Source organism: Pantoea sp. R102 (assembly GCF_004916815.1).
Taxonomy (GTDB): domain Bacteria; phylum Pseudomonadota; class Gammaproteobacteria; order Enterobacterales; family Enterobacteriaceae; genus Pantoea; species Pantoea dispersa.
Window position 1 is genome coordinate 1 of the sequence record NZ_SDFT01000056.1, and the last position, 21,973, is coordinate 21,973.

Sequence of the window (21,973 nt, forward strand, 5' to 3'; positions counted from 1 at the left end):
GGGTATAAGGATGCTGTGGCGCGCTGACCAGCGTCGCTGCGCTTCCCTGTTCCTGGATCTCGCCGTGACGAAACACCAGCAGACGGTCAGCGCGTTCCGCGGCCAGCGCCAGGTCGTGGGTGACAAACAGCACGGCGGTGGCGAACTCACGGCGCAGCTGGTCGAGCAGATCGAGAATGCGCTTTTGCACCGTGACATCCAGCGCGCTGGTGGCGGCGCGAATGCGCGAACCGTTACCCGCAGCGTGATAGGCGATCTGGTCGCTATTGTTAAAGATCGGCGTCGATCCGGCGGCGATATTCACCAGCGCACCGTCCAGCGCTTCGGCGCCGATGGCACCACTGCCGTTGAGCGTGAGCGTACCGCCGTTGAGGTTCGCCACGGCCTGACTACCGCTGGCGCTGACGCCGCGCGTACGGCGGGTGGTGCTGCCGCCATTCACGTCGATGTTGCCGCTGTTGCTGGCGGTGGTGGCGAAGGTGCTGCCCGCGCTGTTCACCGCGATACCGGTGCCGCCGTCGCTGATGCTGATGTTGCCGCTGTTGCTGCCGGTCGCCCCGCTCTCCACGCGCAGGCCGGTGGTATTGGCCCCGCTGAAGTTGATGTTGCCGCTGTTGCTGAGCTGCGCGCGGTTGCGCGCCAGATAGCCGGTGATGCCGTTCTGCGCCGAATTGAGTTCTGCGGCGGAGGTCAGCCGCGTGCTGGCGACCGGCGCACGGCTGTTGGCGCCGGTCAGCGTATGTTTCTGCCCGTCGGCAATCGCGCCCGTGGCGTTGCTGCCACTGAGGGTAATGGTGGTCGCCGCGTCAATGTTGCCCTGCGCACCGCCCTCGATATTGATGCCGGTGGCGCCGGTGCCGCTGACGTTGATCGTGGCGTTATTGGTCTTCACCAATGTTCCGCCACCGCCGGTGCCGTTCACCGCCACCGCACCCGCGCCGGAGGCGGTCAGCGTGGTATTAGTCCCGTCAAACGTCGCGCCCTGTTCGATGCGGAAGAGCGTCGAGTTAGTGGTGGTGACGTCAAACGCGTTGTTGTCGTCCACGTTGATCAGCGCATTCGGGCCATAGGCAAAAAAACCAATTTGATTGCTGCCGGTGCTGAAACGGGGAATGGCATTCTGCGTTACATTAACCGTGGCGTTGCCGCGCGCGTGCACGCCAATCGCGCCGTTGCCGGTGAGGTTAATCGGCCCGTCCACGTTCGCTGCGGCAGTGCCGCTGCCCTGGCCTTCCACCCACACGCCAAAGTTGCGCGTGCCGCTGGCCGGATCGGCTCCGCCTGCCACGTTGATGGTCCCGGTGGAGCTGGCGGCGGCGCTGTTACCACTGGTGGCCAGCACTTTCAGGCCGGTGCCGTTAACGCCGTTGAGGTTGATGGTGCCGCGATTCTCCAGCGTACCGTTGCTGTTAGTGACCAGCATGCCGACGTTCTCGCGCGGCACGCGCGCAGCGCTGCCGTTGACGTCGATGGTGCCGCTGTTGATAAGCGTGGCATTGCTGGCACCGCTGACCGACATCCCGGCGGCGTTCTGTACGCGCGAGCCAATCACAATCGCCCCGTCGTTGGTGGCGCTGCCGTTGGCCAGCAGCGCAATGCCGCTGGTCAGCCCGCTCTGGTTCAGGGCGGTCTCCGCCACGTTGTCGCTCAGGCTGTTCTGCGCGCCTCGCCCGAGATAAATCGTGCCGCCGCTGTTGTTGGTAAATCGGCTGCTGTCGCTGGTGAGCAGCACGCCGGAAGTGGTGCCGCGCGCGCTGGAACCGTTGACGCCCACGTTGATATTGCCGCTGTTGCTGGCCTGCGCATTGGCATCAAGGCGGATGCCCGCCACGCCGTTGGTCAGATTGCTGCCGGTGGTACCGAGGTTAAGCACGCCGTTGTTAGTGAAATCGCCGCCGTTTTGCACCGTTACCGCCGTGGCGTTGTTGCTGGCCGCGCCGACGCCGGTGCCATCAATACGGTTGAGGAAGCCGCCGTTGATGACGCCGCTGCTGCTGTTGGTAGCCGTCGCGCCATCCAGCGCCAGCGCGGTGCCGCGGCTCGCCAGTTTCCCGTCGATGGTAGCATTGGCCCCATTGGCCACGCGTACCGCGCCATCGCTGGCCCCTACCACTTCCAGCGTTTTACCGGCGGCGATAGTGACCTGCGAACCGGCGCCTTCGGCATTGATCACCACGCGGCTACCTATCGGCTGCGTCACTTCATCCGGCGCAGTGGCGCTGACGTTATAGACAATATCGCCGTTGGTGATAGTGACCGCCTGATTGAACGCGCTGAGGTAGCTGGCTGGCGCGAGATTGCCGGTCTGCAGCTGGCTCACCAGCCAGTTATTGTAGCTTTGCAGCTGGCTGGCATTGGTGACGTTGAAGGCGGTGGTTTTGCCGTCCAGCGTCTGCACGCTAAAGCTGCCGTTATAGGTGGCGAGGTTTTGTACCGCCAGGCTGTCGGTCACCTGGCCGCCGGAAACGTTGGCCGCAGAACCATTGAAGGTGATGCGGTTGTTGTTGTTCCAGTTGAGGGTGCCGCCGTTACTGACCTGAAACAGCGTGGTGTTTTTGGCCGCCATGGTCCAGGCGTTGGTGCTGGCGCTGCTGTTGGCGTTAGCCTGACCAATGCTGACATCCAGCGAACTGCCGCTGCCGCTGACATCGGCGATGCGCGCGTCGATATACTGATTGTCATTCACGTTTTGCAGATCCGGCACCACCGTGCTGGCGGTAACCGGTGCCTGCGCCACCAGGTTGGCGGAATCAAACACCTGAAAGGTGGTGTTGCCGCCGGTAGTGGGATCCGGCACGGTGATGGCGAGGTTTTGCGGACCGGGATCGAGACGTGCCTGATTGAGGTATTGTGCGCCCGCCGCGATGGTCACCTGGCCGAGCGTGGTGTTGACCGCCCCGTCAATGCCCGGCTCAAACGCCTGATTACCGGTTAAGGTTGCGCTGCCGCCGTTAACGATCAGCGCGCCGCTCTGCTGGTCATTATCGCGCGGATTATACGCGCCCAGTGTTGCCGCTTCCCCCACGCCGGGGAAATAAAACACCGCCTGCGCAGCGACGATCCCTAACGCAATGGGATTCCGGGTGAATCTCATACAACCTCCAGTAACAAGCAATCAGCGACGCTGTGAAAGCACAGCGAAAAAAAGAACAAAGGGGCAAATGGGCGAACTCTATTTTCACAAAACGAATCAAGTGGTTAATTACGGGCACAGAGGGTGCCGCTGATGCGTGAAAATCAGGAGAAAGCTGTTGCTTATATAGACTTTATGGCTGCACAGATCAAAAGCGAGCCCGGAGATATTTATCAGGATGAAATAAGAATTTCGCAGGAAATGAAAGGCTATAACCCTGGTTTAAATAAGGCTTATAGTGATAACGCATTAATATCACGTGATTTATCTTCAGCCACTCCAGTAAAGTCTGGACGGGTGATAATTCTCACGCTCAATAATAAGCAGCGCTAACGAAATACTGCAATTGTGAGCCAGCCCACAATTGCAGCAAAATCATCCATTTAATGACATCAGACCTCTTGACGGTCTGCTCGCGCAGGCTTTTCTAGCTTAAATCGACGTTTTTGGTGCCGCCCCACCAGGTAAAGACGAAGCCGCCGATCCACGCCACGATCAGCCCCACCAGATAGACCGCCATACCGGCAAAGATGCCCTGCGAAGAGGTCATCAGCGGCAGCGTCACCAGTCCTGACGGGCCAAACACCGTGTTCATGCCCACCGGCAGACCGAGCCACGCCACCAGCCCGATAAAGAAGCCGCCCAGCGCACCGCCGAAGCAGGCGGTAATAAACGGTTTAAGACGCGGCAGCGTCACGCCATAGATGAGCGGCTCACCGACGCCCAGCAGACCTGGCACGATAGCGCCTTTAATCTGGCTGCGCAGCAGCGAATGCTTGTCGGCTTTGCACCACAGCGCCAGCGAAGCGCCGACCTGACCGGCTCCGGCCATGGCGAGTATCGGGAACAGCGAATTGAAACCCTGGGTTTCCATCAGCGCAAAATAGACCGGAATAAAACCCTGGTGAATGCCGAACATCACCGCAATCAGGAATAAACCGGCCAGAATGGCACAGCCGAACGGGTTATTGTTCAGGTGGATAAACAGCCACGACATGCCTTTAAACAGCTCGCCGCCAATCGGCATGATCACCAGGAACGTCACCGCGCCGGTAATTAACAGCGTCAGCAGCGAGGTGAGGATCATATCGAGATTATCCGGGATAATTTTGCGCAGCTGTTTCTCCAGCCAGGCACCAAATATCGCCGCCAGCAGCACGCCAATAATATTGCCGCGCGGATCGATAGTCAGGCCGAAGAAATCCTGCATGCCGCTGTAATAGCCAACGGTCGCGTTCGGGACATAACCCAGCACAAACAGCGAGGCGATAATCGCGCCGTTCACGCCGGTGCCGCCAAACGCTTTCTGCGCGTTATAGCCGATTAAGATACTGAGGAAGGTGAACAGCCCTTTACCGAACACCTTCATATAAGCCACGGTATCCAGCAGCCAGCGGGCGTGTTCCCCGGGCTGATTAAGATGAAACACCTGCTCAATCAGCGTGGCAAACCCCAGCAGCAATCCGGCACCGATAAAGCCCGGGATCAGCGGGGTAAAAATGGTGGCAAAGCAGGAGAGAAAACGGTGCAGCGCGCTGGTTTGCTTCGCTTTCATCTGCTGCTTCTGCGCGCTGGCAATGCTGTGCAGATCGCCCGGCGCCTCTGGCGTGGCGCTGTTCAGCATCGCCTGCATTTTTTCCGCTGCGGTTTGCGCTTTGCCAGGGCCGACCACAATCTGCAGCTGGGCATCGCTGTCAATCACGCCCAGCACGCCGGGCAGCGTTTTCAGCCGGGCGCTGTCGACCCGCGCGGCATCGGCCAGCGTCAGACGCAGACGCGTCATGCAGTTACCGCAGTGCACGACGTTGCCTGCGCCGCCGACCGCCTGCAGGATATCGCGCAATAAGCTTTCAGTAATCGCCGCCATCATTGCGCTCCTGCGTGGTGTAATGCCTGGCGGATAAAGCCGTGATTCTGCGCTAGCAGCGCCTGCGCTTCATCGGCGCTCAGGTCTGCCAGTATCATCACAATGGCGGTTTTACAGTGGCCGCCGCACGCTGCCAGCGCCTGCTGCGCGCGGGCATCGTCACATTCGGTGGCCTGCTTAACGATGTTGATTTGCCGCTGCACCAGTTTCTGATTGGTGGCTTCTACGTCGACCATCAGGTTGCCGTACACTTTGCCGCTGCGGATCATGGCGCCGGTGGTCAGCATATTGAGCACCAGCTTCTGCGCGGTGCCGGCTTTCATGCGTGACGAGCCGGTGACCACTTCCGGGCCCACCACCGGCGTCAGGGCGACGTCCGCCGCCTGCGACATGGCGCTGTTGGGATTACAGGTCAGCGCGGCGGTGAAGGCGCCCTGCTGCTTCGCCCAGGCGAGCGCGCCAAGCACATAAGGCGTGCGGCCGCTGGCAGCAATGCCGACCAGCACATCGCGCGCCGAAAAGTCGATATCTTTTAAATCCTGCGCGCCCTGCTCGCGGTTGTCCTCGGCGTTTTCCACCGCCTGTAAAATGGCGGTATGGCCGCCGGCGATCAGCCCGACCACCTGACTGCGCGGCGTGCCGAACGTGGGCGGGCATTCGCTGGCATCGAGAATACCGAGGCGGCCGGAGGTCCCGGCACCGCAGTAAATCAGACGTCCGCCCTGGCTGAATGCCGCCGTGATGGCATCCACCACCTCAGCAATCTGCGGCACGATAGCTTCCACCGCCAGTGCCACTTTTTTGTCTTCATCGTTAATGACGCGCAGCATCGCTTCCGTGTTCAGCTCGTCAATGTTCTGGCTCGCCGGGTTGCGGCCCTCGGTGATCATCTGGCTCAGATCGATGTTCATGTTCGCTCCCTTCAGGAATAATTTATTCTTGAAACTATATATCATATAGAATTGTTAATTCCTCCTGCTCAGGTCAATTTTTTTACCTTTTGCGGCAGCGGACATAAAAAAACCCGCCAGAAGGCGGGTTGGATTAAGAAGAAGCACTAGATGTTTGCCAGCTCTCTGCGTGCCAGCGCGGCGAGAAAGCCGCTACGGGAGCCGTATTCGCGGTGTGCTTCTACGTGGCTATCGATTTTGGTCAGTAAGTTTTGCGGCAGGGTGATGTTCAGCTTCACCGCTTTACCTTCGTAACGACTGAGATCAATCTCAACGAAAGCCCAGTAACCTCCCTGGCACTCTTCATCATTAATATGGGTTTCAACGCTGGCTGCTTTTGGAATGGCCTTGCCTGCGTCCGCTAACGATTCCACATGCGCATCGATTGCACCAAATGCATCGCTCAACGCCTCGTCAACGGTGTTGCCCGCAAAAAAACATCCCTGCACGTCGGGTACGAAACCTGACCAGCTGCCGTTTTCTGTTTTGTGCAAATAAACGGGGAATCTCATGGTGAGTCCTTATGTAAATTGCCTTCTTGATTATCTACGGCGGATGCGAGTGGTTATGGTGGGTATAAATTTAAACTTTCTTCAGCCGCTCACCACGACAGGACTTGTCTGCAAAATATAAAAAAACCCGCCAGAAGGCGGGTTCAGTCAGAGAGCATGTCGCTTAGCTGGCGTTTTGCGTGCGCAGCTGCAACTCGTAGGCGGCGGCCTGTTTGGTATCAAACTGGTTTTCCCAGCGGGCGATAACCAGCACCGCCAGCGCGTTACCGATGACGTTGAGCGCGGTGCGCGCCATGTCCATGATACGGTCGACGCCGGCGATAAACGCCAGACCTTCCAGCGGAATACCAACGCTGCCCAGCGTGGCCAGCAGCACCACAAACGAGACGCCCGGCACACCTGCGATGCCTTTCGACGTCACCATCAGGGTCAGCACCAGAATGATTTCATCGGTCAGCGACAGGTCAATGCCGTACAGCTGGGCGATAAAGATCGCCGCAATGCTCTGATACAGCGTTGAACCATCCAGATTGAACGAATAGCCGGTTGGCACCACGAAACTGGTGATCGCCTTCGGCGCGCCGTAGGCTTCCATCTTCTGCATGATGCGCGGCAGCACGGTCTCTGAGCTGGAGGTGGAATACGCCAGAATCAGCTCATCTTTCAGAATGCGCATCAGGGTCGTAATACGCAACTTGCAGAAGCGCGCCACCGCACCCAGCACCACGAACGCAAAGAACAGAATCGCCACGTACACCAGCAGCACCAGCTTGGCCAGCGGATAGAGCGAGGCAAAACCGAAGTTAGCAATGGTGACGGCAATCAGCGCAAACACCCCGACCGGCGCATAGCGCATGATCATGTGCGTCACTTTAAACATGGTTTCGGAAATGGAACGGAATACGGTCACCAGCGGATCGCGATGCTCCGACGGCAGCGCCGACAGCCCCATGCCAAACAGCACCGAGAAGAAGATGATCGGCAGCATGTCGCCTTTGACCAGCGAGGCAAAAATATTCTGCGGGATCAGCGACAGAATGGTGGTCACCAGGCCATGTGGCGCACCCTGCACCGCTTCCGTTGTGGCTTCGTATTTAGAGATGTCCACCGTTGCCAGCGTTGACATATCAATGCCGCTGCCGGGTTGGAATACGTTGGCCAGCGTGATGCCGACCACAATGGCAATGGTGGTAATCACTTCAAAATAGATGATGGTTTTCACACCAATCCGCCCGAGCTTTTTCGCATCACCCACGCCGGCGATGCCGACAATCAGTGAGGAAATAACAATCGGCACCACAATCATCTTGATCAGATGAATAAAGATGTCGCCGGCAGGAGTAAGAATGTTAGTGATTAACCATTCACGATCGTCTGGCTGATTATGCAGCACGGTTCCGACGATAACGCCGAGAATCAGGGCAATCAGAATCTGCCACGCGAGGGTGAGTTTAAAACCTTTCATAACGCGTTATTTCCTCAGTTAAAACCCCTTTGCTCTGCTGCGAAGGTGCAGAAGACATTACACACAGGGAAGTGAGCAAAAGCCCGATAAAATAGAGGGTTATAATGGACTGCATCAATTACCGCTGCGCCGGCATTATGCGCCCGCGCGATGATGCAGCCTGAGTTGATACCTGCTGAACAGGGCCGAGATAAGTACCATTTTCACTACGGTAAATGCAACCCCTGGGGCGATAGCTTAAATCCTGCACAGCCAGGCAGCATAAAATGCTGCTGACATGCGCCTGTCATAACTCGCTGTTATGAAAAGTGTTAATTCGATAATTTTCCGCATAGCTATTCAGGATTGCTGAAAAAACGTGCCGGTCTGTTTGCTGCTTATTTAACCGAATGGTTCATAATTTTATTGATCCAGCCAGTGGTTTTGCCTCATTTCCTGCGCCGGTAAACAGATTGAATTGGGTGACTTTTCAGCCTTACACAAGGTCGTGATCCAGACTGCAAAACAGAAACAAAGCCCGGCCTCACTCTTCAATTAACCTTTGATTGACATATGATTAACATCTTCAAGGAGGTCAGCCATGAGCCAAATACACAAGCATCCCGTACCCGCTGCCATTGCAGCGAATGCCCTGATAAATGCCGATCAGTACGCGGCGCTATATCAACAGTCGGTTGACGATCCTGAGGCCTTTTGGGGCGAACAGGGCAAAATCCTCGACTGGATGACGCCCTACAGCAAAGTGAAAAATACCTCGTTTGCCCCCGGCAATATTTCGATTCGCTGGTATGAAGATGGCGCGCTGAACCTTGCCGCCAACTGTCTCGATCGCCACCTGGCTACGCGCGGCGATCACCCGGCGATTATCTGGGAAGGCGATGACGCCAGCGAGAGCAAAACCCTGACTTTCCGTGAACTGCACGCCGACGTCTGCCGCTTCGCCAACGTGCTGACCGGCCTTGGCGTGAAGAAAGGCGATGTGGTGGCAATCTACATGCCGATGGTGCCGGAAGCCGCGGTCGCCATGCTGGCCTGCGCGCGCATCGGCGCCGTGCACTCGGTCATTTTTGGCGGCTTCTCACCTGAAGCGGTGGCCGGACGCGTAGTGGATTCCAGTGCAAAACTGGTGATTACCGCTGACGAAGGCGTGCGTGCCGGACGCAGCATTCCGCTGAAGAAAAACGTGGATGATGCGCTGAACAATCCAAACGTCACCAGCGTGAAAAACGTGGTGGTGTTCCAGCGCACCGGCAAAGAGACCGGCTGGCGCGAAGGCCGCGATCTGTGGTGGCATGAACTGATGGCGAAAGCCAGCGATCAGCATCAGCCGGTAGCGGTCGAGGCCGAACATCCGCTGTTTATCCTTTATACCTCCGGCTCCACCGGCAAGCCGAAAGGCGTGCTGCACACCACCGGTGGTTACCTGGTGTATGCTGCCACCACCTTCAAATATGTTTTTGATTATCATGAAGATGATGTGTACTGGTGCACCGCCGACGTGGGCTGGATTACCGGGCACAGCTATCTGATCTACGGTCCGCTGGCCTGCGGGGCTACCACGCTGATGTTCGAAGGCGTACCCAACTGGCCCCAGCCCAGCCGCATGGCGGAAGTGGTGGATAAACATAAGGTCACGCTGCTGTACACCGCGCCAACCGCTATCCGCGCGCTGATGGCCGAGGGTGATAAAGCGATTGCCGGCACTCAGCGCAGCAGCCTGCGCATCATGGGATCGGTCGGCGAGCCCATCAACCCGGAAGCCTGGGAGTGGTATTACAAAAAGATTGGCGACAGCCGTTGCCCGATCGTCGATACCTGGTGGCAGACCGAAACCGGCGGCTTTATGATTACGCCGCTGCCCGGCGCCACCGAGCTGAAGGCCGGCTCGGCCACTAAACCGTTCTTTGGCGTCCAGCCGGCGCTGGTGGATAACGAAGGTAATACGCTGGACGGTGCCACCGAGGGCAACCTGGTGATCGTTGACTCATGGCCCGGCCAGGCACGCACGCTGTTTGGCGATCACGATCGCTTTGAGCAAACCTACTTCTCGACGTTTAAAAATCGCTACTTCAGCGGCGACGGCGCGCGCCGTGACGACGATGGCTATTACTGGATCACCGGCCGCGTCGATGACGTGCTGAACGTCTCCGGCCACCGGCTTGGCACGGCGGAGATCGAGTCCGCGCTGGTCTCGCATCCGAAAATTGCCGAAGCCGCGGTGGTGGGGATTCCGCACAGCATTAAAGGCCAGGCGATCTATGCTTATATCACGCTGAATCACGGCGAAGAGCCGTCGCCAGAGCTGTACAGTGAGGTGCGCAACTGGGTGCGTAAAGAGATCGGCCCGATTGCCACGCCAGACGTGTTGCACTGGACCGATTCGCTGCCAAAAACCCGCTCCGGCAAAATCATGCGCCGCATTCTGCGCAAGATCGCCGCCGGCGATACCAGCAACTTTGGCGATACTTCAACGCTGGCCGATCCGGGCGTGGTGGAGAAATTGCTCGAGGAGAAACAGTCGATCACCATGCCATAACCGGCATTGACCCGGCGGAGAGTATCAGCCTGTCCCCGGCAGGCAACTCTCCGCTCTTCCATCCTTACGCCGTATGCTTTTCACCATCGCACAACCTTTATAACTAGAATATTCAGCCAGTTAAATCACGTTGCCGTGAGTTTTCTGTCTGCCTTGCCTCTGGAGAAAATGTGATGAACGAAGCCCTGAACCAACAGGAAGCCGTCTGGCAACAAATCGAAAGCAATCCGCGTTTTCAGGAGCTGGTGCACAAACGTCAGTCGTTTGCGCTGCTGCTCAGCCTTATCATGCTGGTACTGTATGTCGGCTTTATTCTGCTGATTGCCTTCGCGCCCGGCTGGCTCGGCACGCCCTTGCACGCCGGCACTAATGTGACGCGCGGCATCCCCATCGGCGTCGGCCTGATTGTGGTGTCGTTTCTGCTGACCGGCGTTTATGTCTGGCGCGCCAACGGCGAGTTTGATCGTCTGACCAAACAGATTGTCAGCGAGGTGAAATCATGAAGCGCCTGCTCTCCGCCTCGCTGGCTATCGTACCAGCCAGCGTATTTGCCGCCGATGCCATTACCGGCGCGGTGCAAAAACAGGCCACCAACTACGAAGCGATCATCATGTTCGTGGTCTTCGTGGCGGCCACGCTCGGCATTACTTACTGGGCGTCCAAACGCACCCGCTCGCGCAGCGATTACTACACTGCCGGCGGCAACATCACCGGTTTCCAGAATGGCCTGGCGATGGCCGGTGACTTTATGTCGGCCGCCTCGTTTCTCGGTATCTCCGCGCTGGTCTACACCTCCGGCTACGACGGGCTGATCTACTCGCTCGGCTTCCTCGTCGGCTGGCCCATGATTCTGTTCCTGATTGCCGAACGCCTGCGTAACCTGGGCCGCTATACCTTTGCCGATGTGGCGTCCTATCGCCTGCAGCAAAAGCCGATCCGCACCCTTTCCGCCTGCGGTTCGCTGGTGGTGGTGGCGCTGTATCTGATTGCGCAGATGGTGGGTGCCGGTAAGCTGATCCAGCTGCTGTTCGGTCTCGACTACCACATCGCCGTGGTGCTGGTCGGCATTCTGATGGTGCTGTACGTGCTGTTTGGCGGCATGCTCGCCACCACCTGGGTGCAGATTATCAAAGCGGTGCTGCTGCTGTTTGGTGCCAGCTTTATGGCCATCATGGTGATGAAAGCCACCGGTTTCAGCTTTAATACGCTGTTTACTGAGGCGATGGCGGTGCATCCGAAAGGAAGCGCGATCATGCAGCCGGGCGGTCTGGTGAAAGACCCGATCTCCGCGCTGTCGCTCGGTCTGGGCCTGATGTTTGGCACCGCCGGCCTGCCGCATATTCTGATGCGTTTCTTCACCGTCGCCGATGCACGAGAAGCACGCAAAAGCGTGTTCTGGGCCACCGGCTTTATGGGCTACTTCTACTTCCTGACCTTTATTATCGGCTTCGGCGCGATTCTGCTGGTCGGCGCTAATCCGGTCTTCAAAGACGCCAGCGGCGCGCTGATTGGCGGCACCAATATGGCGGCAGTGCATCTCTCCAATGCGGTCGGCGGCAGCCTGTTCCTCGGCTTTATCTCGGCGGTAGCCTTCGCCACCATTCTGGCGGTGGTGGCCGGACTGACGCTGGCCGGCGCTTCGGCGGTGTCGCATGACCTGTATGCCAGCGTGATCCGCAAAGGTCAGGCCACCGAGCGTGAAGAGTTGCGGGTGTCGAAAATTACCGTGCTGGTGCTGGGCGTGGTGGCGATTGCGCTGGGCATTCTGTTTGAGAAACAGAACATTGCCTTCATGGTCGGCCTGGCGTTCTCGATTGCCGCCAGCTGTAACTTCCCGATTATTTTGCTGTCGATGTACTGGTCAAAGCTGACCACGCGCGGCGCCATGGTGGGAGGCTGGCTGGGCCTGCTGACGGCGGTGGTGCTGATGATTCTCGGCCCGACCATTTGGGTGCAGGTACTGGGACACGCAACGCCAGTCTATCCGTATGAGTATCCGGCGCTGTTCTCGATGCTGGTCGCGTTTGTCGGCACCTGGCTGTTTTCCATTACCGATCATTCCCAGCAGGGGGCGCTGGAGCGCGCGAAATTCCGCGGACAGTTTATCCGTTCACAAACGGGCGTCGGCATTTCGCAGGGGAAAGCGCATTAAGATTGAGAGGGTGCGGTGATTGACCAGGTCGCCATAAATGGCGACCCTACGGAATTTCGTAGGGTGCGCATTCATGCGCACCTGGTCCAGTCATCAGAAACGCAGCGACGCACCGACGTACGGGCCATCGACCAGCACGTTATCTTTGCGGTCGCCTTTGTTGTTCAGCTCAATGTACTGATAGCCAACGCGCAGGTTCAGCAGTGAAATCGGCGTAAAGCTCAGGCCGCCTGAGGCTTCTTTATAGCTGTCCAGACGATCGGAGAACGCTTCCGGCGCATAGTAATATTCGCCGTACAGGCCCCACATGCTGTTGAAGTTATACTGCGCACCGGCACCCAGTGCCACGGTGAAGCCATCACGGCCATCTTCCGGATGGGTGAACAGCGCTTTCGCCGTCGGTGCCAGGCGGAAATCACCCACATCCAGGTTATAACCCATACCGAGGCCGTAGGTGCTGCCGTCGTGATCGCTGCGCAGCCAGTTGCCTTTCAGAAACAGACCGGGTGAAGCGGTGCCGAGGCCAAGGTTCAGGTTGGTGCTGTGCTCACCCACGTCAACACTGCCCTCAATCGCCTGCGCGCCGCCGCTCAGCAGTGCCAGACCTAAAACGCTTCCCGTAACAAGTTGCTTAAACATAACAATCCACTCCATGAAGGACACATAATTCGGCGCAAAGGGTAAACAGCGCAGCGACGTGACACAACTTTATTTGGAAAGCTTTACGTAAAAATGGGTTACAGCGGGCAGAAAACGGCCGCGAACGGCCGTGGAGGGATCAGAAACGCACGGCAGCGCCGATAAACAGGCCATCCATCAGGCTTTGATCGGCATGGCCATAATCACCGTTGACGGAGAGGTAGCGATAGCCGCTGCTGAGTGATAACCACTTCGCCGGCTGGTAATAGACGCCCGCTTCCAGCTGATGCAGCGCATGCAGATTGTGGTTGGCAAAATCAGGCGACAGGTTGTAATCCAGATAGAGCCAGGTGGCCCCTGCCCGCGGCAGAGGTGCCATCAGACGAATCCCGCCATTCATGCCGCGACTCGATGTTGAGGTGGTTTTCACATCGGCCCAGAATGCACCGATACGCGGTGCTACCTGTAGCGCGCCGAGGGAAAAGCCGTAGCCGAGGCTGGCGTCGAGCAGATGGGTTTGCTGATGACCATGCACATACTCCAGTGCTGCCTGCACGCCTGGTGCGGTGCGGTCGCTGTTAATCCGGGCTGTCCAGAAATGGCTGCCGCCCTGCCCGCCGATCTCAGCGGCACTGGTCCCGGTGGCGGCCAGCAGCAGGCCTAATGCTAATGTGGTATTTTTCATTCTCGCTTCCTTGTTGTTTACGCGCGCAAACGGTAAGCAAAGCGAGGAAACTCTGATATGAGCCCAGGCTCAAATTTGCCCGTCAGGCATGCCACAACAGCTGTCCCAGCAGCGGGGCCAGCAGCACCGTGAGCACGCCGGAGAGCATCATTACCAGGCTGGAGACCACGCCCTCCTGCTGGCCGAGCTGATAAGCGCGTGCCGTGCCGGCACCGTGCGAGGCGGCACCAAAGCCGGCGCCTTTCGCCACGCCCTGCTTAATCGCGATGCGTAAAAACAGCACGTCGCCCACCGCCATGCCAAACACGCCGGTAATCACCACGAACAGCGCGACCAAATCGGGCTGGCCGCCAATCGGCTGGGCCGCTGCCAGCGCAAAAGGCGTGGTGATGGAGCGCACCGCCAGGCTACGCTGGATGCTCTCCGGTAATGTCAGCAGCCGCGCCAGCCACACCGAACTGCATACGGCCACCAGCGTGGCGGTGATCACGCCCACGCTCAGCGACAGCCAGTGGCGACGGATAATGTGCAGGTTTTCGTAAACCGGCACCGCAAAAGCCAGCGTCGCCGGACCCAGCAGCCACAGCAGCCAGTGGCTTTCGGCGATGTAATCCTGCCAGCTGACGTGCGTCAGCAGCAGCAGCGCCACCAGCACCAGCGGCGTTAACACCAGCGGCATCAGCAGCAGTGTAGGCCTGCGCCGGTACAGGCGTTTATTGAGGTAGTAAACCAGCAGCGTCAGCGCCAGACATAACAGGCTAATGATAAAGTCAGTCACGATCGCCCTGCTTACGCGCCGCGCGCGCCAGTTCGAAACGGTATAAGCGATCGACCACCAGTGAGGTGGCCGCCAGCACCATCAGCGTACTGACGGCGATCACCACACAGATGCGCCAGCCTTCACTGCGCAGCAGGTCGCTGTAATTCACCACCGCCACCACCGCCGGAATAAAAAACAGCAGCATTTCGGCCAGCAGCCAGTTGGCTCCGGCTTTAACCCAGCGCAGCGGCACGATACCGCTGACGATCAACAGTAACAGCAACACCATACCCACGACGTTGGCCGGTAACGGCAGATGCAGCCAGCTCACCAGCTGACCACTGGCAACGAACAGGGCGATATACAGCACCAGCTGCAGCGGCACCGTGACGCGTTGCAGGATATCCGTGGTGCGCGGACGAAGCGCGGACGCCATTTCTCTCTTCCCCTCAAAAATTCAGGGTTGCAGTATAAATCCGCGCCAGAGTGTGAAAGAAATGAATTAAAATTATTCAAACTATGCCAAAAAGGAATGTATATGGACGTGCGTGCCCTGCGTTACTTCACCGAAGTGGTGCGTCAGCAGAGCTTTACCCGCGCGGCGGAGAAGCTGTTCGTGACGCAACCCACCATCAGTAAAATGCTGCGCCAGCTGGAAGAAGAGCTGGGCTGCACGCTGCTGCTGCGCGAGGGACGCAAGCTGCATCTCACCGACAGCGGCCAGGCGGTGTATCAGCGTGGCCTGGCGATTTTGCAGGAGTTTCATCAGCTGGAGGCGCAAATCAGTGACATCAACCAGCTGAAAACCGGTGAGCTGCGGCTGGGCATTCCGCCGATGGTCGGCATGCAGATTGCCGGATCGATCTCCGCGTTCCGCCGCCGCTATCCCGGCGTACAGCTGAAAATCTCCGAATTTGGTGGCCTGACGGTGCAGCAGGCGGTGCTGAGCGGCGGGCTGGATATTGCGCTGACCGCCCTGCCGATTGATGCGGAGCTGCCGCTGAATACGCTGGAACTGATGCGCCATCCGCTGTGCGTGCTGCTGCCGCGCAGCGCGCGCTGGCTCAACCGCACCAGCCTGACGCTGGCCGAGCTGGCTCAGCATCCCCTGCTGATCCTCAACGAAGAGTTTTCGCTTAACCGCCAGCTGATGAAAGCGTTTCAGCGCCAGGGAGTGATGCCGGATATCGCGCTGCGCAGCGCGCAGTGGGATTTTCTTGCCGCGATGGTGCAGGCGGATATGGGGCTGGCGATCCTGCCGGAGCCGATCTGCCAGCGGCTGGATAAACAGGCCTTGCTGTGGCTGCCGCTGGAGTCGGAGCTGCAGTGGCGTCTGGGGCTAATCTGGCGCGAAGGCAGTTATCTGTCGCGCAGCGCGCAGGCGTGGATTGCCTGCTGCCGTGAACACTGGCCGGATAACGCGCCACGGCTATCGCTGTAGCAAAGCGGCCGCTCTGTCTGTCAGGCGGCCGCGGGATCGGAGAGCAGCAAAACGCGGCGGCTATTCCTCTTTCTCTATCAGCAGCGCTTCCAGCAGGTCGAGATCGCGCAGCAGGCGCTGCATGGTCTCGTTGGAGATCTGCTGAGTGGCGCGCAGATGATAAACCTCGGCACGCTCGGCGCGCAGCGCGGTCAGGCGGAAACGGCGCTCCAGATTTTCCGCAAACAGCGCCTGTTCCATATCATCTTTGCCATCGACGCGACGACGCAGATTACCAATCACCCGCAGGCTGACCTCTTTCAGCAGCTCAGGATCGATGTTCTCTTCAGCGTCGTTTTCCAGCCGCTGCTCCATTTTGTGCAGGCTTTCGATCGCCACGCCGGCCATCGCAGCACGCGCGCTCTGGATTTCGCGACGGTGCCCCACTTTGTCGTGGCTCTCCATGCCGCGCAGCAGAATCGGCAGCAGAATCACGCCGACAAACAGCGAGAACAGAATCACGCCGGTGGCGATAAACACCAGCTCGTAGCGCGCCGGGAAAGGTTCGCCGTTGCTGAGGAACAGCGGAATCGACAACACACCGGCCAGCGTGATAGCGCCGCGCACGCCGGCAAAAGAGGCGATCAGCAGTTCACGCAGCGAGTAGCTGGAAAACTCCAGCGGCTTTTTCTTCAGCAGGCGCAGACTGGTGCGCTTCATGATCCACAGCCAGCCGAAGCGCACGATCATCAGCGCCGCATAGACCAGCCCGACGTCGGCGAACAGCATCCACAGCTCGACGTTAGGATCGGCGTTCGCCTGAGCAATTGAGGTGGAGAGAATGTCCGGCAGCTGCAGGCCCAGCATCAGGAACACCATACCGTTGAACACAAACTCCAGCATTTGCCATACGCTGTTGGCGCGCAGGCGCATCGCCAGCGGTGCCTGCCGGATGATGCCGGAACGGGTGATGGTCATACCGGCCGCTACCGCCGCCAGAATGCCGGAGACGCCGAGGTGTTCAGCAATCAGGTAAGAGGCGAACGGCAGCAGCAGCAGCAGTACGGTTTGCGTTGCCGGATCGTCACCACTCCAGCGACTGAGCAGGCGCAGCGAACGGCCATACAGCCAGCAAACGGCGACCCCGGCCACCAGGCCGCCAATCGCCACTTTAAGGAATTCGACGCTGGCGCCGCCCCAGGTGAACACCATGGTGCCCATCGCCACCGCGACGGCAAACTTGAGTGACACCAGGCCCGACGCGTCATTCATCAGCGCCTCGCCCTGGACAATCGACATGATCTTTTTCGGGATGCGCCCTTCGCCAACGATGCCGGAGAGCGCCACCGCATCGGTCGGAGACAGCACCGCCGCCAGCGCGAACGCCGGAATCAGCGGAATGCCCGGCACCAGCCAGTAAATCAGGTAGCCGATACCGACCACGGTAATCAGCACCAGCACCAGCGCCAGGCCGATAATTTCACGGCCGTGATGCAGAAACTCGTTGATCGGCGTTTTCCAGCCATCGGCAAACAGCAGCGGCGGAATAAACAGCACGAGGAACAGTTCGGGGTCAAAATCGACGTGCAGACCAAAGGTTGGCCAGGCCAGCAGCGCGCCGGCCGCGATCTGTACCAGCGGGAGCGGGATCTGAAACGGCAGGATTCGTGCCGCAACGCCGGACAGCGAAACCACCAGCGTCATGATGAGAATAGTAAAGAAGATTTCCATGCTTTCCTTAGGCGAATCATATTAATCGAAGCGATGTTGCGTCGGAAAGTGTAAAACAAAACGCCGCCCGGCGGGGCTACCCGATGTGCGGCGTGTGCGATAAAGAGAATAATCCGGACTGACGCCCGGATTGTGGTCAGATAGCCCAGCCGCCCGCGTAGAACGCCACCAGCGCCACAGCAATTACCACCGTGCCAGCGTTGAGCTTGCGCCACTCGCCGGCAAACAGACGGCCAATCACCAGCGCGGCAAAGCCGAGCATGATGCCGGTGACGATGTTGCAGGTCAGTACAATGAATACCGCCGTCAGCAGGCCAGACATCGCATCGACGAAATCATTGAAGTCGATTTTGGCCACGTTGCTCAGCATCAGCAGGCCGACATACATCAGCGCGGGTGCGGTGGCATAGGCCGGAACCAGATAAGCCAGCGGCGACATAAACAGAATCAGCAGGAACAACAGACCCACGACAATCGCCGTCAGGCCGGTTTTACCGCCGGCGGCAGTACCCGCAGCGGACTCGATATACACTGCGGCGGGCGAGGCACCCACCAGTCCGGCAAACAGGCTGCTGATAGAGTCGGTGGTCAGCGCGCGACCGCCATTGATAATCTGGCCCTCTTTATCCAGCAGGTTCGCCTGCCCGGCCACCGCACGAATGGTGCCGGTGGCGTCAAACACCGCGGTCATCACCAGCGCCAGCACGCTCGGTAACACCACCGGCTGCAGCGCGCCCATGATATCCAGGCTAAACATTGCCGACTGGCCGCTGGCATCACGCAGGCTCGGCATGGCAAACAGCCCCTGCCACTTTACCGCCGGGTCGAAAATCAGCCCAAGCAGCGAAATCGCAATGATGGTCAGCAGAATGCCGCCCGGTACCCGCCGTTTTTCCAGACCAAAAATCGCCGCCAGCCCGATCAGCGCCATGATCACCGGGAAAGAGGTGAAGTGACCAAGCGCCACCGGCAGGCCTGCCGCCGGGTTTTTTACCACCAGACCAATGCCATCGGCGGCAATCAGCAGCAGAAACAGGCCGATACCGACGCCGGTACCGTGCGCCACGCCCATCGGCAGGTTACGCAGAATCCACGCGCGAATGCCGGTCACGGAAATCAGCGTGAACAGCAGGCCCATCAGGAAGACCGCGCCCAGCGCCACCGGCACGCTAATGTGCTGGCCCAGTACCAGGCTGAACGCGGTGAAGGCGGTCAGGGAGATGGCGCAGCCAATCGCCATCGGCAGGTTGGCCCACAGTCCCATGATGAGGGAGCCAAAGCTGGCCACCAGACAGGTAGCGACAAACACCGCCGTCGGTGAGAAGCCCGCTTTACCGAGCATGCCAGGCACCACGATGACTGAATAAACCATCGCTAAAAAGGTGGTGAGGCCAGCCAGCACTTCCTGCCGCACGCTGCTGCCGCGTGCTGAAATGTGGAACCAGGCGTCCAGTTTTCCCCTGGCCGGGCGTGATTCGCCAGACATAGTTATTCCTCTGTGTTTTTTAAGATATAGGTCACCGCGCGGCTCGCGTTTGCGCATCATCCTGGTGAAGATGTCTCAGAGAGAAAAGCAGGCAAACGATTACGTGGCCGCGTATTCCAGGTCAAAAAGGGGTGACGCGGAAAAAAGGCAAACGATTATCTGGCGTTTGGGGTGGCGTTTTCAACTGCTAATCACCTGGCAGGCAGGATAATGCGCAGCTCTGGCGCAATTATGGCTGGCGTTACGCTAGCGGGAGCAGGAAATCATGGAGGAAAAAGGCTGGCATTTCAGATGGTTTGCTGCGGTGCCGCGACAGCGCGTCGCGGCGTCCTGTTTCGTTGCGTTACCGCTGCGCCTCAGCCGTTATTGAACTGAATCGGGCCGCCCTGCTCCAGCGCGCGCTGCCACGCGGCGCGCTGCTGCATATTCTCCAGCCAGCGCGCCGTGGCGGGCATCTCACCCAGCGCGCCGCGCATCTGCAACGCCAGCAGCGGAAAACTCATCTGCACATCGGCAATGCTGAAGCGTGAACCGGCAAAAAAGCGCTGCTGGCTCAGATGCTGCTCAATCACGCGCCCGTGGAGCGCCAGCTGCTTGTTCAGCCACGCTTTCTGAATGCCTTTACTCAGCGCCACGCCGGCCGGGCGCAGCAGCCACGGCACCGGCTTTTTACCAAGCTGAGCAAACACCAGCTTCATCACCAGCAGCGGCATCAGCGAACCTTCAGCATAGTGCAGCCAGTAACGCGCCTGAATTTGCTCCTCTTCCTCATGCAGCGCCAGCAGATGCTCGCTGTCATACTTTAGCTGCAGATATTCGAGGATGGCGCCCGATTCGGCGATCACCCGATTGCCATCGGTAATCACCGGCGATTTACCCAGCGGATGCACTTTCTTTAATTCGTCCGGCGCCAGCAGGGTATTTTCCCGCTGATAGCGTTTGATTTGATACGGCACCGCCAGCTCTTCCAGCAGCCACAGCACCCGATGAGAACGGGAGTTTTCCAGATGGTGAACGGTAATCATGCGCGATTCCTTGCTGCTAAGGGTTGGCATCTAGTATAGCGGATTAACGCTGCGGCTCGTCCTGTTGCGGATCGAGCAGGACCGCTCCGGAGCCCTGCTGCCCCAGGCGGTCACCCGGATTGCGCAGCGGACAGTCGCGCATCGACAGGCAGCCGCAACCAATGCAGCCGTCAAGATCGTTGCGCAGACGCGTCAGGGTTTCGATGCGTTTATCAAGCTCTTCGCGCCAGTGCTGCGTCAGCGCGTCCCACTCCTGCGTCGACATGCGCTTATTCGCCGGCACGTGCATCAGGCTGTCGCTGACCGTCGCCAGCGGAATCCCGATGCGCTGCGCAATTTTGATAATCGCCACGCGGCGCAGCACATCACGGCTGTAGCGGCGCTGATTACCGCCATTGCGCGTGCTGCTGATCAAGCCTTTACTTTCATAAAAGTGCAGTGCCGATACCGCCACGCCGCTGCGTTTCGCCACTTCGCCCGGCGTCAGCACCGGTTTCGGGTAATTGCGTTCTTTTTTCATTTAGGGCCTTTACCTCAAGTTAACTTGAGGAATTATACTCGCACCCCAGCAAAACAGCGAATTTCAAACCAGGCGATAACCTTGCAGAAGGAACAGGCTATGATGCAACAGGAAATCATCCATTCACTGACTAACTGGATCGATCAGAATCTGGATAAAACATTGTCGATTGATGAAGTGGCGGCAAAATCGGGTTACTCGAAATGGCACCTGCAGCGTATGTTCCGTACGGTTACGAAACAAACGCTGGGTGGTTATATTCGTGAACGCCGTCTCACGCTGGCCGCCGAAGCCTTGCGTCAGACGCAGCGTCCGGTATTCGACATTGCGATGCAGTACGGCTACGACTCGCAGCAGACGTTTTCACGCGTGTTCCGCCGTCAGTTCTCGCAAACCCCTACCGCTTATCGTCACAGCATGCGTCGCCAGGCGATGGTGCAGCGTCCGCGTCTGGTCAACTTCGACTGCAGCGAAGGCATGAACAGCTTTGCCCAGCGCACCACCGGCGAGTGCTGCCCGGTACGCTGAAGTCAGTGCGCCCCACGCGGGCGCGCCTTTCCCCTCCTCTTCACCTTCCTCCAGCCCTTTCTTTGCCTGCCATACCAGGTCTAAATTTTGTTCAAATTTTCAAATCCAGTGATATAATGTGACCCAAGTCACAGATTCAAGCTGTATTAAGACGACAGAAGGGCTTCCCTGACCTCCCTTTTCTGCCGCCAGTGATGTCCGATGAATGTCAGGGATATTACTGATCTCAAGAGGTTTTTCGCCAATGGCTACGTTAACTACCAGTCTGATCGTCATGCGTTGGGAACTGCTCAGCGCGCTAATGATGTTCTTCGCCAGCACCATGAAAATTAAATTGCGTCAGAACAGCCACCACGTGATGGCGCTGATGTGCGGCGGCGTGGGCGTAGCGATGTCATGCTGGTTCGTTACCGGTCTGCTCGGCATTACGCTGAGCATGGAAAACGTGCATAACTTTATGTCCATCACCAAAGAAGCGTTTATTCAGGTGATGAGCCAGACACCAGCCGACTGGCCAATGCCGTAAACGCGGCGCATAAAAAACCCCGCTAAGCGGGGTTTTTT

General features: G+C 58.5%; 19 protein-coding genes and 1 pseudogene. 7 read left to right on the plus strand and 13 right to left on the minus strand.

Features of this window, described 5'->3' with window-relative positions:
- A pseudogene (locus ERD80_RS23040) lies at positions 1–3,094 on the minus strand (autotransporter outer membrane beta-barrel domain-containing protein); the annotation flags it as partial.
- A gap of 132 nt (positions 3,095–3,226) precedes the next feature.
- Between ERD80_RS23040 and ERD80_RS07940 the strand changes: the two are divergent.
- A complete protein-coding gene (locus ERD80_RS07940) occupies positions 3,227–3,466 on the plus strand; it encodes a hypothetical protein (RefSeq protein ID WP_136546466.1) in 240 nt (79 codons plus the stop codon).
- 94 nt (positions 3,467–3,560) lie between these two features.
- Here the strand turns inward: ERD80_RS07940 and murP are convergent, their stop codons facing one another.
- From murP to gltP, 4 genes are all read right to left on the minus strand, one after another.
- A complete protein-coding gene (gene murP / locus ERD80_RS07945; protein ID WP_136546481.1) occupies positions 3,561–5,000 on the minus strand; it encodes a PTS N-acetylmuramic acid transporter subunit IIBC in 1,440 nt (479 codons plus the stop codon).
- Complete coding sequence (gene murQ, locus ERD80_RS07950) at positions 5,000–5,911, minus strand: N-acetylmuramic acid 6-phosphate etherase (protein ID WP_058757601.1); 912 nt, start codon at positions 5,909–5,911, stop codon at positions 5,000–5,002. The genes murP and murQ overlap by 1 nt, the downstream gene beginning before the upstream one ends.
- 146 nt (positions 5,912–6,057) lie before the next feature.
- On the minus strand, positions 6,058–6,462 hold the full coding sequence (locus ERD80_RS07955) for a type II toxin-antitoxin system HicB family antitoxin (protein ID WP_058757543.1): 405 nt from the start codon (positions 6,460–6,462) through the stop codon (positions 6,058–6,060).
- Between the two features lie 163 nt (positions 6,463–6,625).
- A complete protein-coding gene (gene gltP, locus ERD80_RS07960; protein ID WP_021507820.1) occupies positions 6,626–7,927 on the minus strand; it encodes a glutamate/aspartate:proton symporter GltP in 1,302 nt (433 codons plus the stop codon).
- Between the two features lie 580 nt (positions 7,928–8,507).
- Between gltP and acs the strand changes: the two genes are divergently transcribed.
- From acs to ERD80_RS07975, 3 genes are all read left to right on the plus strand, one after another.
- Entirely contained in the window at positions 8,508–10,463 is a 1,956-nt protein-coding gene (gene acs / locus ERD80_RS07965; RefSeq protein ID WP_136546468.1) for an acetate--CoA ligase, read from the plus strand.
- A 173-nt stretch (positions 10,464–10,636) separates the two neighbouring features.
- The gene (locus tag ERD80_RS07970) at positions 10,637–10,966 is read left to right on the plus strand and encodes a DUF485 domain-containing protein (protein ID WP_021313201.1); all 330 of its coding nucleotides are present in this window, start codon (positions 10,637–10,639) and stop codon (positions 10,964–10,966) included.
- The gene (locus ERD80_RS07975) at positions 10,963–12,615 is read left to right on the plus strand and encodes a cation acetate symporter (RefSeq protein WP_058770028.1); all 1,653 of its coding nucleotides are present in this window, start codon (positions 10,963–10,965) and stop codon (positions 12,613–12,615) included. Before ERD80_RS07970 ends, ERD80_RS07975 begins: the two co-directional genes overlap by 4 nt.
- 93 nt (positions 12,616–12,708) lie before the next feature.
- On the opposite strand, the gene ERD80_RS07980 is transcribed toward ERD80_RS07975, so the two are convergent.
- The 4 genes from ERD80_RS07980 to ERD80_RS07995 form a co-directional block, all read right to left on the minus strand.
- On the minus strand, positions 12,709–13,254 hold the full coding sequence (locus ERD80_RS07980; protein ID WP_059009924.1) for a YfaZ family outer membrane protein: 546 nt from the start codon (positions 13,252–13,254) through the stop codon (positions 12,709–12,711).
- A gap of 139 nt (positions 13,255–13,393) precedes the next feature.
- On the minus strand, positions 13,394–13,939 hold the full coding sequence (locus tag ERD80_RS07985) for a YfaZ family outer membrane protein (protein ID WP_168926260.1): 546 nt from the start codon (positions 13,937–13,939) through the stop codon (positions 13,394–13,396).
- An 82-nt stretch (positions 13,940–14,021) separates the two neighbouring features.
- Positions 14,022–14,717 carry an LrgB family protein gene (locus ERD80_RS07990; RefSeq protein ID WP_021507825.1) on the minus strand — a complete coding sequence of 232 codons (696 nt, stop codon included), beginning with the start codon at positions 14,715–14,717 and terminating at the stop codon, positions 14,022–14,024.
- Positions 14,710–15,135: a CidA/LrgA family protein gene (locus ERD80_RS07995; RefSeq protein ID WP_021507826.1), complete on the minus strand. Its 426-nt coding sequence runs from the start codon at positions 15,133–15,135 to the stop codon at positions 14,710–14,712. Before ERD80_RS07995 ends, ERD80_RS07990 begins: the two co-directional genes overlap by 8 nt.
- 102 nt (positions 15,136–15,237) lie before the next feature.
- Here ERD80_RS07995 and ERD80_RS08000 point away from each other — a divergent pair, with 102 nt between their 5' ends.
- Positions 15,238–16,140, plus strand: coding sequence for a LysR family transcriptional regulator (locus ERD80_RS08000; RefSeq protein ID WP_021507827.1), 903 nt, complete (start codon positions 15,238–15,240; stop codon positions 16,138–16,140).
- 60 nt (positions 16,141–16,200) lie between these two features.
- Here the strand turns inward: ERD80_RS08000 and ERD80_RS08005 are convergent, their stop codons facing one another.
- The 4 genes from ERD80_RS08005 to soxR form a co-directional block, all read right to left on the minus strand.
- Entirely contained in the window at positions 16,201–17,850 is a 1,650-nt protein-coding gene (locus tag ERD80_RS08005; RefSeq protein ID WP_021507828.1) for a Na+/H+ antiporter, read from the minus strand.
- Positions 17,851–17,986: 136 nt separating this feature from the next.
- Positions 17,987–19,336: an NCS2 family permease gene (locus tag ERD80_RS08010; protein ID WP_058757550.1), complete on the minus strand. Its 1,350-nt coding sequence runs from the start codon at positions 19,334–19,336 to the stop codon at positions 17,987–17,989.
- A 356-nt stretch (positions 19,337–19,692) separates the two neighbouring features.
- Positions 19,693–20,361, minus strand: a complete 669-nt coding sequence (locus ERD80_RS08015; RefSeq protein ID WP_021507831.1) for a glutathione S-transferase — start codon at positions 20,359–20,361, stop codon at positions 19,693–19,695.
- A gap of 43 nt (positions 20,362–20,404) precedes the next feature.
- On the minus strand, positions 20,405–20,881 hold the full coding sequence (gene soxR, locus ERD80_RS08020) for a redox-sensitive transcriptional activator SoxR (protein ID WP_021507832.1): 477 nt from the start codon (positions 20,879–20,881) through the stop codon (positions 20,405–20,407).
- Between the two features lie 99 nt (positions 20,882–20,980).
- Here soxR and soxS point away from each other — a divergent pair, with 99 nt between their 5' ends.
- Both soxS and ERD80_RS08030 read left to right on the plus strand, forming a co-directional pair.
- The gene (gene soxS / locus ERD80_RS08025) at positions 20,981–21,409 is read left to right on the plus strand and encodes a superoxide response transcriptional regulator SoxS (protein WP_058757551.1); all 429 of its coding nucleotides are present in this window, start codon (positions 20,981–20,983) and stop codon (positions 21,407–21,409) included.
- A 244-nt stretch (positions 21,410–21,653) separates the two neighbouring features.
- Positions 21,654–21,935 carry a YjcB family protein gene (locus ERD80_RS08030; protein WP_058770027.1) on the plus strand — a complete coding sequence of 94 codons (282 nt, stop codon included), beginning with the start codon at positions 21,654–21,656 and terminating at the stop codon, positions 21,933–21,935.
- The last annotated feature ends 38 nt before the right edge of the window (positions 21,936–21,973 follow it).

What these genes read in the sequence shown, in the direction of transcription:
- ERD80_RS07940 (WP_136546466.1), top strand. Translation starts at nt 3,227, where the DNA reads ATGCGTGAAAATCAGGAGAAAGCTGTTGCTTATATAGACTTTATGGCT.
- murP (WP_136546481.1), bottom strand. Translation starts at nt 5,000, where the DNA reads ATGGCGGCGATTACTGAAAGCTTATTGCGCGATATCCTGCAGGCGGTC.
- murQ (WP_058757601.1), bottom strand. Translation starts at nt 5,911, where the DNA reads ATGAACATCGATCTGAGCCAGATGATCACCGAGGGCCGCAACCCGGCG.
- ERD80_RS07955 (WP_058757543.1), bottom strand. Translation starts at nt 6,462, where the DNA reads ATGAGATTCCCCGTTTATTTGCACAAAACAGAAAACGGCAGCTGGTCA.
- gltP (WP_021507820.1), bottom strand. Translation starts at nt 7,927, where the DNA reads ATGAAAGGTTTTAAACTCACCCTCGCGTGGCAGATTCTGATTGCCCTG.
- acs (WP_136546468.1), top strand. Translation starts at nt 8,508, where the DNA reads ATGAGCCAAATACACAAGCATCCCGTACCCGCTGCCATTGCAGCGAAT.
- ERD80_RS07970 (WP_021313201.1), top strand. Translation starts at nt 10,637, where the DNA reads ATGAACGAAGCCCTGAACCAACAGGAAGCCGTCTGGCAACAAATCGAA.
- ERD80_RS07975 (WP_058770028.1), top strand. Translation starts at nt 10,963, where the DNA reads ATGAAGCGCCTGCTCTCCGCCTCGCTGGCTATCGTACCAGCCAGCGTA.
- ERD80_RS07980 (WP_059009924.1), bottom strand. Translation starts at nt 13,254, where the DNA reads ATGTTTAAGCAACTTGTTACGGGAAGCGTTTTAGGTCTGGCACTGCTG.
- ERD80_RS07985 (WP_168926260.1), bottom strand. Translation starts at nt 13,939, where the DNA reads ATGAAAAATACCACATTAGCATTAGGCCTGCTGCTGGCCGCCACCGGG.
- ERD80_RS07995 (WP_021507826.1), bottom strand. Translation starts at nt 15,135, where the DNA reads ATGGCGTCCGCGCTTCGTCCGCGCACCACGGATATCCTGCAACGCGTC.
- ERD80_RS08000 (WP_021507827.1), top strand. Translation starts at nt 15,238, where the DNA reads ATGGACGTGCGTGCCCTGCGTTACTTCACCGAAGTGGTGCGTCAGCAG.
- ERD80_RS08005 (WP_021507828.1), bottom strand. Translation starts at nt 17,850, where the DNA reads ATGGAAATCTTCTTTACTATTCTCATCATGACGCTGGTGGTTTCGCTG.
- ERD80_RS08010 (WP_058757550.1), bottom strand. Translation starts at nt 19,336, where the DNA reads ATGTCTGGCGAATCACGCCCGGCCAGGGGAAAACTGGACGCCTGGTTC.
- ERD80_RS08015 (WP_021507831.1), bottom strand. Translation starts at nt 20,361, where the DNA reads ATGATTACCGTTCACCATCTGGAAAACTCCCGTTCTCATCGGGTGCTG.
- soxR (WP_021507832.1), bottom strand. Translation starts at nt 20,881, where the DNA reads ATGAAAAAAGAACGCAATTACCCGAAACCGGTGCTGACGCCGGGCGAA.
- soxS (WP_058757551.1), top strand. Translation starts at nt 20,981, where the DNA reads ATGATGCAACAGGAAATCATCCATTCACTGACTAACTGGATCGATCAG.
- ERD80_RS08030 (WP_058770027.1), top strand. Translation starts at nt 21,654, where the DNA reads ATGGCTACGTTAACTACCAGTCTGATCGTCATGCGTTGGGAACTGCTC.